The following is a 13,428-nucleotide window of genomic DNA, read 5'->3' on the forward strand; positions in this document are numbered from 1 at the left end:
CCACTGTTCCTCCTCAAGGACTCCCACCCCCGTAGGGCCGGTACCGCAAGTCGGATACATCGGCCGTCCGATAGGTCAATCGTGTTGTTGCTCTAAGGCAATGGTCCGCATCCGCGCGCAGACGTCGTCCATCCTCTGCGCGTGTTCCCGGAATGGGTGGTAGAGCCGGGGCTGACCTCGGAAAGACCTAGCGACCATTATCCGTTCGGCGATGAAGCACTGTCAACCGTTCTACCCATTTTGAGTAGATGGCGGCTCCTGATGCCTGTAATCTCGGCGTTTATCGATCTGCCTCCCGCAGTTCTGCGCATGACTGCATCGGCGTAGTTCCATCCCGCGTACAGCCCCTTCATACGGCGTTCCGTAGGTGTCGCACCAGAAGGCTGCCACCCAGCGACCCTCAGGCGGCATTCCGTAGGTGACCTTACGTATGCAATGCCGTCTGCAGCTCTTCAGACGGCAATATCCGTCTAGCCAGATGCCGGCCGTCACTGCCGGCAGCTGCGGTCGACGCGTCGCTACAATGCGCTGTATGGGCAACGACAACGCTATCCGCGACGACGACATCGCGCCGCGGATCAATGAGGCGACGCGTGCGTTCATCATGGCGCACCGGGATGAGGACATACGTGACGTCGCGCTCCACGCGAAACGCGACGGCGACGTGGACGTGCCGTTCGCGCTCGACCAGATCGCCGGCCGACGCATCGCACGCACGAAACTGCCGCGCTGGGCGGCGACCGACGGCATCATCTACCCGCCGCATGTGCCGATGGAACAATGCTCGTCGCAGCCGGCGGCCGAATACAAGGCTCGGCTCGCGGCCGAACTCATCGCCGGACAGCCGCATCCGACGCCGCTCGTCGACCTCACCGGCGGCTTCGGCGTCGACTTCTCCTTCATGGCGCGCGCCTTCGACGAGGCCGTCTACGTCGAACGGCAGCCGCAGCTGTGCGCGCTCGCGACGCATAATCTGCATGAGCTCGGCGTCGACAACGCCCATGTCGTCTGCGGCGACGGCGTCGCGTTCCTGAAGACGATGCCGCCGGCGACGCTCATCTACGTCGACCCGGCACGGCGCGACGCGCACGGCGCACGCACCGTCGCGATCGCCGACTGCACGCCCGACGTACTCGCGCTGCGCGACGAACTGCTCGCCAAAGCGCCGTTCGTCGTCATCAAACTGTCGCCGATGCTCGACTGGCGGCAGACGATCGACGATTTCGGCGGCGCCGTGCGACGTCTCGACATCGTCGCCGTGCACAACGAATGCAAGGAGATTCTCGTCGTGCTCAGCCGGGAGCGTACCGAGCGGCCGCTGATCCGATGTGTGGACGACGACGCATCCGTCGAGTTCCTCGCCGGCGATGACGAGCGGCCGAGCGTGGCGCCGGTGTCGACGCTGCCCGATATGCGTTTCCTCTACGAACCGAACGCGGCGATCATGAAAGGCGGCGCCTTCGCGACGCTGCAGCGGCGTTGGCCGGCAGCGCAGATCGGCGTCAACAGCCACCTGTTCGTCGCCGGCCGATGGTTCGGCGATTTCCCCGGACGCGCTTTCGTGATCGACGATATCGGCACGATGAACAAGAAGGATGTGCGGCGACTGCTTGGCGGCGTGAAAAAGGCGAACGTCGCCGTACGCAATTTCCCGCTCACGGCCGCGCAGCTCGCGAAGAAGCTCAAACTGTCTGACGGCGGCGACGTCTATCTGTTCGCGACGACCGATGCCGGCGGCCGGCACATTCTCATCCGCGCGCGCAAAAACAGCTGAGCGGTGGCGGTTGCGGATGTGCAGATGGCAGTATGTGGGCGGTGCACCTACAGAATGCCATCCGGTGAGCTGCGGGTGGCATTGTATGGGTGAGATCACCTACGGAATGCCGTTTGAGGGTTGTTGGGTGGCAGTTTATTGGTGTGACACCTACGGAATGCCGTTTGAGGAGTCGCAGATGGCAGTCTTTTGGTGTGACACCTGCAGAATGCCATCCGGGGAGCTGCGGGTGGCATTCCGTAGGTGTGGCTACGCGCGGAATGCCGTTTGAGGGTTGTTGGGTGGCAGTTTATTGGTGTGACACCTACGGAATGCCATTGAGAGGCTATGGACGGCATCGTATGGGTGAGGTCACCTGCGGAATGCCGGTGGGCGGGCTACGGGCGGCAATGTACGGGTGGTAGAGGGTGTCCGGTGGGCGGGCCAGAGGGGAGTTGCGGCAGCGTCGGAAGGGCAACAAAAAAGGGCGTCGGAAGACGCCCTGATCAGCCATGTGCCACGGTCTCAACGCCACCAGACCATCATGATGAAGCCTGCGAGCATGAAGCCGAACGCGACCAGCAGGTTCCAGGAGCCGATCGCAGGGATCGGATACGTGTAGTTCGTCAGATAGAAGACGACGGCCCAGATGAGGCCGATGATCATCAGCGCGCAGAACACCGGCACGAACCAGCTCGGGTTCGCCTTCGTGCCCTTGATGCTTTCCTCGACGCGCTTCGTGTTCTCACGCTGACGCTGCATCATGCGGCGCATCTGCGGCGTCATGTCCTTCTCGTCGACGGTCTGGTCGAGGATCTCCTCGATGCGGCCGACCGGGATCTCGTCATTCTCGACGTAGGTGGCGGCCTGCGCCAGATCCATCGGCTTCTTCTCGTTCTTCACGTGCGACTCGTCGTTCGACTTCTCGGCGGCGCCGTGTTCGTCGACCTGGCCATCCGTGGGTGTTTTGTGCAGCTCTTCGTCAGCCATTTGTCTTATCTCCTTGCATAGGCTAATTAGGTATCATAGTGGTTGCTCACGAAAGCGGCCACCAGCGTCGGCCATCATGAGCAAAATCATCATATTTTCGCGCGTCGCCGCGAAGACGGACCATATGGTTCGGCGGCGAGGTTCGTAAGGAGACGGATATGGCCAGGCATAAACCGAAGCATGGCACCGGCAAGTCGTTCATCGGCAGCGTCTCCGTGCTGCTCGTCGTCACCTTCGCCGGCTTCCTGCTCATCACGAACATGCGCGTCAACCGCACGACGACCGTCTCCTCGGACACCGCCGAACTCGTCGAGAACCGCGTGCGCAAGGTGGACGCACTGCAGGCCGACGTCAAGGAGCTGTCGTCGCAGGTCGACAAGCTGAGCGCGCGGGTGAAGTCCGACCAGTCGCCGCCGTCCGAGGACGCCGGCTCGAGCACGATGCTGCCCGCCGTCGAAGGTCCGGGCGTCACGGTGACGCTCAACGATTCGTCGATGTGGAAGAACGCCGTCGATTCGTCGGGGGCGACGGTGGACAGCGATAAGTACGTCGTGCATCAGCAGGACGTCGAGGCCGTCGTCGACGCGCTGTGGGCGGGCGGCGCGGAGTCGATGCAGATCATGGACCAGCGTGTGCTGTCGACGTCGGCGATCATCTGCTCGGGCAACGTGCTGCTGCTGCAGGGCCGCAAATACTCGCCGCCGTTCACGATCTCCGCGATCGGTCCTCCGACGCTGATGATCCAGGCACTCGACGATTCGCGCGCCGTGCAGATCTATCGGCAGTATGTGGACGCGTACGGTCTCGGCTACGACGTGCAGACGGAAAGCAAACTCCACTTCGACAGCACGACGATGCTCCTGCAGCCGCTGCAGTACGCGCATGTGCTGCAGCAGCCGAACAAGGACGGCGACGGCGAACATGCCGACGACGCCGCGAACGGCGGTGCACACGGCGGCAATCAATAGTTCCATTTTGTGATACAGTCCGCGGATGCGATCGTCAGATCGTCCGCGGCGGCCGATCAGGCAGAACGAACGGGGGAAGACACCACCTATGGCACACAGTCAACATGCGGCGCCGCGCCGCACACGCAGCGTCGGACGTTCGATCGTCACGATCGTCGCGGAGCTGCTGCTCACCTTCGCCGCGATCTGCGGTCTGTACGTGGCGTGGATGCAATGGTGGACCGGCGTGCAGTCGGACCATGTCCAGCAGGAGACGCGCGCGCAGGTCGCGTGGGCGCAGCCGAACGACGGCGGCACCTTGAAGATCGCGCAGCCGCAGGACGGCGAGCCTCCGGTGCAGCCGAAGGAGGCGCTGACCGGCGAACTCATCGCCCGCGTCTACATCCCGCGCTTCGGCGACCAATGGGAGCGCAACCTCGTGCAGGGCACCGACCTCGCCGAACTCAATCAGCACGGCCTTGGCCACTATGTGGACTCGCAGATGGCCGGACAGGTCGGCAACTTCGCGATCGCCGGACACAGGAACGGCTACGGGCAGCCGCTCGGAGACGTCGACAAGCTCGAGAAGGGCGACGCGATCGTCATCCGTTCCAAGGACTACTGGTACGTCTACCACTACACGAACTACACGATCGTGACGCCGGACGAGGGATGGGTCATCGGGCCGAATCCCGAACATCCCGACGAGCAACCGACGAAGCGGCTCATCACGATGACGACCTGCGAGCCGAAGTACACGGCGCCGACGCACCGCTGGGCGAGCTTCGGCGAGTTCGCATACTGGGCCAGGGTCTCGGACGGCATCCCGAAGGAGCTGGCGAAGACCGACGCCAACGGCGCCGTCGAGTTCATCAACAACGAGCGGCAGTCGTTCGCGTCGTCGATCACGTCGCTTGCGCCGTGGGTGTGGGGTGCGCTCATCGTCTACGCGGTCGTATTCCTCGCGGCGGCCGTCGCATGGCGTTGGCCGGCGCTGCGCGCGATCCGTGAGGGCAGCAGGCCGCTGCCGGACGTCGACATCTACGGCTGGCTGCTGCGCCATCAGCCCGGAGCCGCGCCGATCCGCTGGCTGCTGATGCTGCTGCTCGTCTTCGCCGCCGCGGCCGCGCTGTTCCAGTGGGGCTTCCCATGGGCGGCCGCGAACATTCCGTTCCTGCAGCAGATGTCCAACTACGTGGCCGTGTAGCGCGCCGTGCGCCCGCTACACCGGCTGCACTACACTTGACTACGTTTGGCATTAGAACAAGCCCGTACGCCAGCGAGAGGACCTTTCATGACCGATTCCGCGCATATCCTCGTCGTGGACAACTACGATTCCTTCGTGTACACGATCGTCGGCTATCTCAAGACGCTCGGCGCGACCGTGACGGTCGTGCGCAACGACGCAATCGACCCGGCCGACGCCGCCGTCCTCGACGGCTATGACGGCGTCCTGATCTCGCCCGGCCCCGGCGCGCCGGCCGACGCGGGCGTCAGCGAGGACATGATCCGTCTGTGTGCGGCGACGCGCACGCCGATGTTCGGCGTCTGCCTCGGCATGCAGGCGCTCGCCGAGGTCTTCGGTTGCACGGTGAGCCATGCGCCGACGATCATGCACGGCAAGACGAGCCTCGTCGAGCACATCGACGACGAGATCTTCGCGGGCGTCGCGAATCCGATGACGGCGACGCGCTACCATTCGCTCGCCGTCGAACCTGATTCGGTGCCGGCCGACGTGCTCGAGGTGACCGCGTGGACCGTCGACGACCACATCGTGCAGGGCATCAAGCACCGTGAGCTGCCGCTGTACGCCGTGCAGTTCCATCCCGAATCGGTGCTCACGCAGGACGGCTACCGTCTGTTCGCGAACTGGCTCGCCGTCTGCGGCCAGCCGAGTGCGGTCGACAAGAGCCTGGGCATGCAGCCGAAGCTCACGCGTTGAGCATACGCCGACCGTCGCGGTTGCGACGAAGGCAACGCAATGGGCGGCCCCGGATCCCTCACGGATCCGGGGCCGCCCATTGCGTGCCCGTTCAGCGTGCGCGCGGTTGATGCGCGTCAGCCCTGACCGTGGTCGCCGTCGTTCTGGCTGCCGTCGGAAGGCGGCGCCGACGAGGAGGAAGAACCCGACGGCGACGGCGACGGCGACGGATTCGACGACGGCGCCTTCGTCTTGACGGTGACTTCGGAACCCTTGTCCACGCTCGTGCCGGCGGACGGGCTGATCGATTCGACGATTGCGTCGTCCGACGAATCTCCATCCACCTTGACGCTCAGATTGGCCGCTTCGAGCGCGGCGCGCGCGCTCGCGAGCGTATCGCCGGCGTTGACGTTCGGCACGGTCACCTGCTCACGTCCGGTGGACACCCACACCGTCACCGTGCTGTTCTGCGCGACCGACGTGCCGACGTCCGGCGAGACGCGGATGACCGAGCCCTTGTCGACGCTGTCCGACGACTCCTGCATGACGGTGACCGTCAGACCCATCTGGGAGAGCGCGGACAACGCCTGGTCCTGCGGTTTGCCGATGATGCCGTCCGGCACCTTCGTCATGCCCGACGACACCCACAGGCTGATCGTCGAACCCTTGAGCTGCGACGTGCCGTAGGCCGGGTCGGTGCGCGTCACATGGTCCTTCGCGATCGTCGCGCTGTCCTCGGTCTGCACGCTCGATTCGACGACGAATCCGGCGTCCTCGAGCGTCGAACGCGCCTGCTCCTGCGTGTACCCGGTCACGTCCGGGATCTTGACCGAACGCGGACCCGTCGAGAACCACACTTCGACGGTGCTGCCCTCGGCGACGCGCTTGCCGCCGGCCGGCGTCTGCTTCGTGAACATGCCCTCCGGCTTCGTCGAGTCGGCGTCCTGCTTGACGTTGATGTTGAGGCCCAGATCCTCGAGCTGCTTGCGTGCGCGCGCCTCGGTCGTCGTCTCGTTGAAGGTCGGCACCGTCACGAACTTCGTCGCGTTCTGCGCATGGTCCCACCACAGCCATCCGCCGATCGCGATGCCGAGGATGACGATGGCCGCGGCGATCGACGCGATGACGACGTTGCGCTTGTGCTTCTTCTTCGCGATTTCCGCACGGCGGTCCGCACGCGTCTTGAGCGGCCCGGTCGACCCGTCCGGATTGATCCGTTCGAACTGTCCGGTGACCGGATTGAAGACCTGCGTGGCCGGAGCCTGCTGGGCCGTCATCGGCTGCGTAGGCGGCAGCTGATGCTGCGCCTTCGTCTCCGACAGGTCGGTCAATGGATTGAAGGCCGTCGCGGTCGGCACGCCGCCGTTCATGAACGCGATGATGTCGTTCTTGAATTCGGCGGCCGTCGCATAGCGGTTCTGGCGGTCCTTCGCCATCGCCTTCGCGCAGATCGAATCCCACGCCGTCGGCAGTCCCGGCACGATCGTGCTCGGACGCACGGCCACTTCGGAGACATGCTGGTAGGCGATCGCGACCGCCGAATCGCCGGTGAAGGGCGGGCGGCCGGTGAGCATCTCGTAGAGCACGCAACCGGCGGAATACAGGTCGGAGCGCATGTCGACGGTCTCGCCGCGCGCCTGTTCGGGGAGAGGTACTGCGCGGTGCCGACGACGCCCTGCGACTTCGTCATCGTCGTCGCCGAATCATCGAGCGCGCGGGCGATGCCGAAGTCCATGACCTTGACGATGCCCTGCTCGGAGATCATGATGTTGCCGGGTTTGATATCGCGGTGGATGATGCCCATCCGATGCGAATATTCGAGCGCGCTGAGCACGCCGATCATCACATGCTCGGCGTCGCGCTGCGACAGCGGACCGTTCGCCTTGATGATGTCACGCAGCGTCTGGCCCTTGACGTACTCCATGACCAGATACGGCAGATGCTCGGTCTGGCCGTTCTCGAAGGTGATGACCTCCTCGCCCGAATCGTAGATGTTGACGATGTTCGGGTTGTTCATCTGCGCGACCGAATGCGCTTCGCGGCGGAAGCGCGTCAGGAAGATCTCGTCATGGGCGAGGTCCGGGCGCATGATCTTGATGGCGACGGTACGGCCGAGCCGCGTATCGACGGCCACATGGACCTCGGCCATGCCACCGCGTCCGATGAGCTGGCCGAGCTGGTAGCGGCCACCGTCCAGTGTCGTGGGCATGCTACTCATTGCTGCTCCTTCCGCCCAGTACTGTGGTTGTGTCGTGGGGAACCCGCCTGTGCAAACGGATGCATCGCGTTCGTGGTGGGATCGTGATGGGGGGCGCTCGCGACGCGGCGCGGCACGCGCTTGCCGGACGTGACCATCGTCGCGTCGATCGCGCTCGTCTGCTGGTCGAGCAGCCTGCGTTCGATGCGCGACAGGATACGGGCCACGGTCAGCGCGTCCTGCGGACGGTCGAGCGGGTCCTTTGCGAGCATCGACATGACGAACTGCGACAGCTGGAAGTCGACGGTCGCCGGCAGCGGCGGCACCGGGTTGTTGACATGCGCGGCGGCGATGTCGACCGGCGTCGCGCCGGTGAACGGACGGTGTCCGCACAGGCCTTCGTAGGCGACGACGCCGAGCGAGTAGATGTCCGACTGCGGCGTGGCATGCTGGCCCTGCGCCTGCTCGGGGGAGATGTACTGTGCGGTGCCGACGACCATGCCGTCCTGCGTGATCTGCTCCTGGTTCGTCGAATACGAGACGCCGAAATCGGTGATCTTGACCTCGCCGTTGCTCGAGACCATGATGTTGGCCGGCTTGACGTCGCGGTGGATGACGCCGTGCGAATGCGCGACGAAGAGGCCGCGCGCCGTCTGGGTGAGGATCGGCAGCAGCTGCGTCGGCTCCATCGGGCCGTCGATCTCATGGAACAGGTCGGCGAGCGACTTGCTCGGCACGTACTCCATGATCAGGAATCCGATGCCGTCATGTTCGTAGTATTCGAACAGCGCGGCGATGTTCGGGTGTGCGAGATTCGCCGAATTGCGCGCCTCGGTGCGCAGCCTGCGCAGCTTCGACTCCTGGTTCGTCGTGTCGGTGCGCAGCGCCTTGATCGCGACCGGGCGGCCGAGCTGGATGTCGTAGCCTTTCCAGACCTCGCCCATGCCTCCTTGTGCGAGACGCGAATCGAGGCGGTAACGCCGGTGAATGAGCTGTCCCTCGATGAGTCTCATTGGGTAAGCGCCTCCTTCATTACTGCGGTCATGACCGGTCCCGCCGCGAACGAGCCATAGAGATCGACGTTGTGCACGACGACGGCGACGGCGATCTTCGGATCGTCGGCCGGCGCGAAGCCGATGACCCAGCCGTCGATCGAATCGTTGTCGGCGCCGATCTGCGCGGTGCCGGTCTTCGAGGCGACGCGGATGCCGGGGATCTCCAGATTCGTGTTCTCGTCGGTGACGACGGCCTCCATGCCTTCGGTGAGCTGCTTCGCCGTGTCCTCGCTGAATGCCGTGCTCATGACCTGCGGCTTCGTGTCCGGCAGTACCGACAGGTCGCTGAAGCGCACACGGTCGACGAGCGTCGGCTTCATGACCTTGCCTTTGTTCGCGACGGCCGCGGCGACCATCGCGTTCTGCAGCGGCGTGACGACGGTGTCGCCCTGCCCGATTGACGCCAGTGCGAGACGGTCCGGTGTGACCTGCTGCGGGAAGCGTGACGCGACGGCGCGCATCGGCGTGCCGTCGGCGGCGGAACCGTCGATCGTGATCGTCGAATCGAAGCCGAACTTCTTCGCCATGTCGGAGACCGTGTCGTCGCCGAGCGCGACGCCGAGCTGCGCGAAGGCCGTGTTCGACGAATACGCCATCGCGTTCTTCAGCGAGATTGTGCCGTCGGAGCCGTCGCCGGCCGGCGACGAGTTTGTCAGCTGGGTCTCGGTGCCTGGCAACGTGTAGCTCGCGCCGGCCGGGATCTGCGAATTGATGTTGTATTTGCCCGAGTTGATCGCGGCGGCCGCGACGACGGTTTTGAACGTGGATCCGGGCGGATATAGCTGGCTCGTCGCGCGGTTGATCATCGGGCTGGCCTGTCCCTGACTCAGTTCGGCGTAGTGCTTGTTCGCCTCGCCGCCGTCATGCGTCGCGAGCAGGTTCGGGTCGTAGCTCGGCTTGCTCACCATCGCGAGGATGCGGCCGGTGCTCGGCTCGAGCGCGACGACGGCGCCGTCGTCGTCGCCGAGCGCGTCGTAGGCGGCCTTCTGCAGCTTCGTGTCGATTGACGTCTCGATTGAGGCGCCGCGGTTCTCCTCGCCGGTGAACAGGCCTTTGAGACGCTGCCAGAACATCGCGTCGGACTTGCCGGTCAGCAGCGTATCCTCGGACGCCTCGATGCCGCGGTCGGCTTTCTGCGTGACCGAGAAGTAGCCGGTGACCGGCGCGTAGAGCGCGCCGTCGGCGTACGAACGCTGGTACTTGTATTCGTCCTGCGACGCGTCCGATTTGGCGAGGATGGTGCCGTCGGACGCGAGGATCGCGCCGCGTGCCGCACTGTTCGTGTAGTAGAGCGTGCGCACGTTGCGCGTGTCGCTGGCGAGCGCGTTCGAACGGACCGTCATGATCAACGACGACGAGATGCCGAGGACGACGAACAGCACGAGAACGGCGGTGAACAGCTGACGTAGCATCTTGTTCATCAGGCCTCACCTCCCGGGTGTGCATCGTCGACCGCGCGTTGCGGCAGGTTGACGTAGGAATGGGTGTTGATCGGGGTGACGATCTGCGTGATCGGTCCGTCGCCGTCGTTCGCGGCGGTCGACGAGGATACGGCGGCGTCGTTCGCGGCGGAGCTCGCTTCGGCCCGCTGGCGGCTGCGCAGCACCGACAGCGCCTCCATGCGGAAGGTGTCGCTCAACTCGTCGGACTGCGGCTTGTTCGCCGCGTTCGAGATGATGATGAGCAGCGCGGCGAGGAGGTAGTTCGCGATCAGCGATGAGCCGCCGGCGGCCATGTACGGCATCGTCAGGCCGGTGAGCGGGATGACGAGCGTGATGCCGCCGACGACGGTGAAAACCTGGAAGGCCATCGTGAACACGAGGCCGGAGGACAGCAGCTTGCCGAAGCCGTCCTTGATCTTCATCGCGATGATCATGCCGGCCGCGATGATGAGCAGGTAGAGCATGAGCACGGCGAAGACGCCGACGAGACCGAGCTCCTCGCCGGTCGACGCGTAGATGAAGTCGGAGTTCGCCAGCGGCGTGACGGTCGGGTAGCCCTGACCGAGGCCGGTGCCCATCAGACCGCCCGAGGCGAGGCCGAACAGGCCCTGCACGATCTGGCTCGAACCGCCCGGATAACGCGAATAGATCGCCGGGTCGAAGGGATGCAGCCAGGCGTCGACGCGGTAGCCGACATGCGCGAAGATGTGCGCGGCGACGACGCTGCCGGCGGCGAAGGCGAGGAAGCCGATGATGATCCAGCTCACGCGTCCGGTGGCGACGTACAGCATCGCGACGAACATCGCGAAGAACATCAGCGACGTGCCCAGATCATGCTGCAGGATGAGCACGCCCATCGACGCGATCCAGACGATGACGATCGGGCCGAGGTCCTTGAACCGGGGCAGCTGCAGCGGTCCGAGCTTCTTGCCGCCGACGGCGAGCTGGTCGCGGTGGTTGAACAGATAGGAGGCGAAGAAGAACGCGAGGAACAGCTTCGCGAATTCACCCGGCTGCAGCGAGTACGGTCCGATGCCGATCCAGATGCGCGCGCCTCCGATCTCACGGCCGAGGCCGGGGATCATCGGCGAGAGCAGCAGCACGAGGCCGATGACCATGCTCACATAGGAGAATCGCCGCAGCACGCGGTAGTCGCGCATGAACACGAACAGCAGGTCGCAGCAGACGAGCGCGAGGCACAGCCAGATCATCTGGCGCGTCGCGACGCTCGTGCCCATCGCCGCGTCGCAGCGCGCGATCATCAGGATGCCGATCGACGTGAGCATCAGCACGCAGGCCATGATCGACTGGTTCGCGTACGGCTGGAACTTGCAGATGAGCGCCCACGTGACGATGAACAGCACGGCGATGACGCCCATCAATACGAGCGCCGTCGCCGGCGGCCGCCCCTCGGTGCGTGCGAACATCTGGAAGACGCCGATGGCCGTGATGGCGAACGCGAAGAGGATCTGCAGCAGATAGCGTATCCGGGTCTTCGTCACTTCGAATCCTTCTCCTCGGCCGTGGCGGACGGCGACGCCGACGACGAAGCGGACGGCGACGGCGTCGCCGTGCCCTTCTTCGTTTGCTCAGGCGCGTCCTTCTGCGTCTTCGCGGCGGCCTTGCGGCGCGCTTCCTCGTCCTTGCGCTGCTGCTGAGTCTTCCTGAGCTCCTGTTCGATCTGGTCGGCCTTCGCGACGGCGGCGTCGTAGTCGTCGACGTTGATGCCGGCTTCGAGCTGGTTCTGCCAGCCCTCAGGCAGCTCGCTGAACGTCAGGTTCGTCTGCTCGACCGGATGCGACAGCTTGATGCCGAAGATGTCGGTGGGCACGCCCTGATAGATCGCGACGGTGTCGCCATCCTTCGCGAGAAAGTACTGCCTTTGGCTCCACATGTACGCACCGCCGGCGATGCCGCACAGCGCGAGCACGGCGATGATGACGGTGATCGTCGCGGCGACGCGTCCGCGGAAGCGACGCGAACGCGCGGCCTTCTTCTTCTCGAGCTGCTCATGGTGGATCGCGGCGGCGACCTCCGGATCGTTCGGGTCGGCGCTGTACCGTCCGTTGCTTTTGCGCACGACCGGAATCTCGCCGGTGTCCGGATCCTGCAGCTCGCCGGTTTCCTCACGCACTTCGCTCGTGTGGCCGACGCTCGGCTTCGCCGGTGTGCCGCCGACCGCCGTGTCGTCATCGGACGGACGTGACTGGATGAGCGCTGCCGCGCGTTCCGCCGGTGACGATTTCGCGATGAGCGCGGGCGCTGCGGCGACCGGTTCGTTGACGATGTCGGCGATCGCGTCGAGCGAGGCGCTCGCCGCACCGCCGATGAGCGGCGTCTGGTGCGGGACGTCGAAGGAGTCGGCGTTGAGCGCGAGCGTCGCGTCGGCGATGACGGCCGTCACATTGTCGGTGCTGCCGGCGCGCAGCGCCATCGAGACGAGCCGCTGCGCGCATTCCTCCGGATCGGTCGCCGCGAGCATCGTCTCCTCGATCGTCGAATCCTCGAGAACGCCGCACAGGCCGTCGGAGCACAGCAGCAGACGGTCGCCGGGATGGGCGACGCGGATCGAGATGTCGGGGCGCGCGTCGATGTCGAAGTCGCCGAGCACGCGCATGACGACGTTGCGCTGCGGATGGTTGCGCGCCTCGGATTCGCTGATGCGCTTCGTGTCGATGAGATGCTGGACATAGCTGTGGTCGCTCGTCAGGCGCATCAGCGCGCCGTCGCGCAGCAGATACGCGCGCGAGTCGCCGATGTGCGCGAGCACCCAGTAGCCGGAGACCAACGTGATCGCTGTGATCGTCGTGCCCATGCCGGCGAGTTTGCGTTCGCGTTTCGCCTTGCCGACGATTGCGTCGTGCGCGGCGAGCGTCGACGTCTCCATGATTGCGGTCGCGCGTGCGACGTCGCCGCCGGCGCTGTCCTTCTCGATGTGCGCGAGCGAACGGATCGCGATCGTCGATGCGGTGTCGCCGCCGGCGTGGCCGCCCATGCCGTCGCAGATCGCGACGAGGTGGGCGCCCGCGAACGATGAGTCTTGGTTGTTGGAGCGGACGGTGCCGACGTCGGAGACGGTCGTCGAATACATGTACAGCGTGCTGTGCTCTGCGGGGGTCATCG

Annotated in this window: 9 protein-coding genes and 1 pseudogene; 4 read left to right on the forward strand and 6 right to left on the reverse strand. The window is 65.1% G+C overall.

All coding sequences use genetic code 11. The features are described 5' to 3' along the window. Window positions 1-532 precede the first annotated feature (532 nt). Window positions 533-1,774: a THUMP-like domain-containing protein gene (locus BcFMB_RS02775; RefSeq protein WP_099720991.1), complete on the forward strand. Its 1,242-nt coding sequence runs from the start codon at window positions 533-535 to the stop codon at window positions 1,772-1,774. A gap of 504 nt (window positions 1,775-2,278) precedes the next feature. On the opposite strand, the gene crgA is transcribed toward BcFMB_RS02775, so the two are convergent. Beyond that, window positions 2,279-2,743 (reverse strand): cell division protein CrgA, encoded by a 465-nt coding sequence (gene crgA / locus BcFMB_RS02780; protein WP_099720992.1) that lies wholly within the window; start codon window positions 2,741-2,743, stop codon window positions 2,279-2,281. 158 nt (window positions 2,744-2,901) lie between these two features. Between crgA and BcFMB_RS02785 the strand changes: the two genes are divergently transcribed. From BcFMB_RS02785 to BcFMB_RS02795, 3 genes are all read left to right on the forward strand, one after another. After that, window positions 2,902-3,711, forward strand: a complete 810-nt coding sequence (locus BcFMB_RS02785; protein WP_024540450.1) for a DUF881 domain-containing protein — start codon at window positions 2,902-2,904, stop codon at window positions 3,709-3,711. An 88-nt stretch (window positions 3,712-3,799) separates the two neighbouring features. Further along, window positions 3,800-4,897, forward strand: a complete 1,098-nt coding sequence (locus tag BcFMB_RS02790) for a class E sortase (RefSeq protein WP_099720993.1) — start codon at window positions 3,800-3,802, stop codon at window positions 4,895-4,897. Window positions 4,898-4,984: 87 nt separating this feature from the next. Further along, the gene (locus tag BcFMB_RS02795) at window positions 4,985-5,632 is read left to right on the forward strand and encodes an anthranilate synthase component II (RefSeq protein ID WP_024540452.1); all 648 of its coding nucleotides are present in this window, start codon (window positions 4,985-4,987) and stop codon (window positions 5,630-5,632) included. 116 nt (window positions 5,633-5,748) lie between these two features. On the opposite strand, the pseudogene pknB reads toward BcFMB_RS02795, so the two are convergent. From pknB to BcFMB_RS02820, 5 genes and pseudogenes are all read right to left on the reverse strand, one after another. After that, window positions 5,749-7,829 (reverse strand): annotated as a pseudogene (gene pknB / locus BcFMB_RS02800) (Stk1 family PASTA domain-containing Ser/Thr kinase). Beyond that, window positions 7,826-8,821, reverse strand: a complete 996-nt coding sequence (locus BcFMB_RS02805; RefSeq protein WP_024540454.1) for a serine/threonine-protein kinase — start codon at window positions 8,819-8,821, stop codon at window positions 7,826-7,828. Before BcFMB_RS02805 ends, pknB begins: the two are co-directional and overlap by 4 nt. After that, window positions 8,818-10,284 carry a peptidoglycan D,D-transpeptidase FtsI family protein gene (locus BcFMB_RS02810; protein WP_099720994.1) on the reverse strand — a complete coding sequence of 489 codons (1,467 nt, stop codon included), beginning with the start codon at window positions 10,282-10,284 and terminating at the stop codon, window positions 8,818-8,820. Before BcFMB_RS02810 ends, BcFMB_RS02805 begins: the two co-directional genes overlap by 4 nt. Further along, on the reverse strand, window positions 10,284-11,807 hold the full coding sequence (locus tag BcFMB_RS02815) for an FtsW/RodA/SpoVE family cell cycle protein (protein ID WP_024540456.1): 1,524 nt from the start codon (window positions 11,805-11,807) through the stop codon (window positions 10,284-10,286). Before BcFMB_RS02815 ends, BcFMB_RS02810 begins: the two co-directional genes overlap by 1 nt. Beyond that, entirely contained in the window at window positions 11,804-13,426 is a 1,623-nt protein-coding gene (locus BcFMB_RS02820; protein WP_232513861.1) for a PP2C family protein-serine/threonine phosphatase, read from the reverse strand. The genes BcFMB_RS02815 and BcFMB_RS02820 overlap by 4 nt, the downstream gene beginning before the upstream one ends. Between the last annotated feature and the right edge of the window lie 2 nt (window positions 13,427-13,428).

This window comes from Bifidobacterium choerinum (genome assembly GCF_002761235.1).
GTDB lineage: Bacteria > Actinomycetota > Actinomycetes > Actinomycetales > Bifidobacteriaceae > Bifidobacterium > Bifidobacterium choerinum.

Coding starts and splice junctions, on each gene's coding strand:
- BcFMB_RS02805 (WP_024540454.1), bottom strand. CDS start 8,821: ATGAGACTCATCGAGGGACAGCTCATTCACCGGCGTTACCGCCTCGAT.
- crgA (WP_099720992.1), bottom strand. CDS start 2,743: ATGGCTGACGAAGAGCTGCACAAAACACCCACGGATGGCCAGGTCGAC.
- BcFMB_RS02810 (WP_099720994.1), bottom strand. CDS start 10,284: ATGAACAAGATGCTACGTCAGCTGTTCACCGCCGTTCTCGTGCTGTTC.
- BcFMB_RS02820 (WP_232513861.1), bottom strand. CDS start 13,426: ATGACCCCCGCAGAGCACAGCACGCTGTACATGTATTCGACGACCGTC.
- BcFMB_RS02790 (WP_099720993.1), top strand. CDS start 3,800: ATGGCACACAGTCAACATGCGGCGCCGCGCCGCACACGCAGCGTCGGA.
- BcFMB_RS02785 (WP_024540450.1), top strand. CDS start 2,902: ATGGCCAGGCATAAACCGAAGCATGGCACCGGCAAGTCGTTCATCGGC.
- BcFMB_RS02795 (WP_024540452.1), top strand. CDS start 4,985: ATGACCGATTCCGCGCATATCCTCGTCGTGGACAACTACGATTCCTTC.
- BcFMB_RS02775 (WP_099720991.1), top strand. CDS start 533: ATGGGCAACGACAACGCTATCCGCGACGACGACATCGCGCCGCGGATC.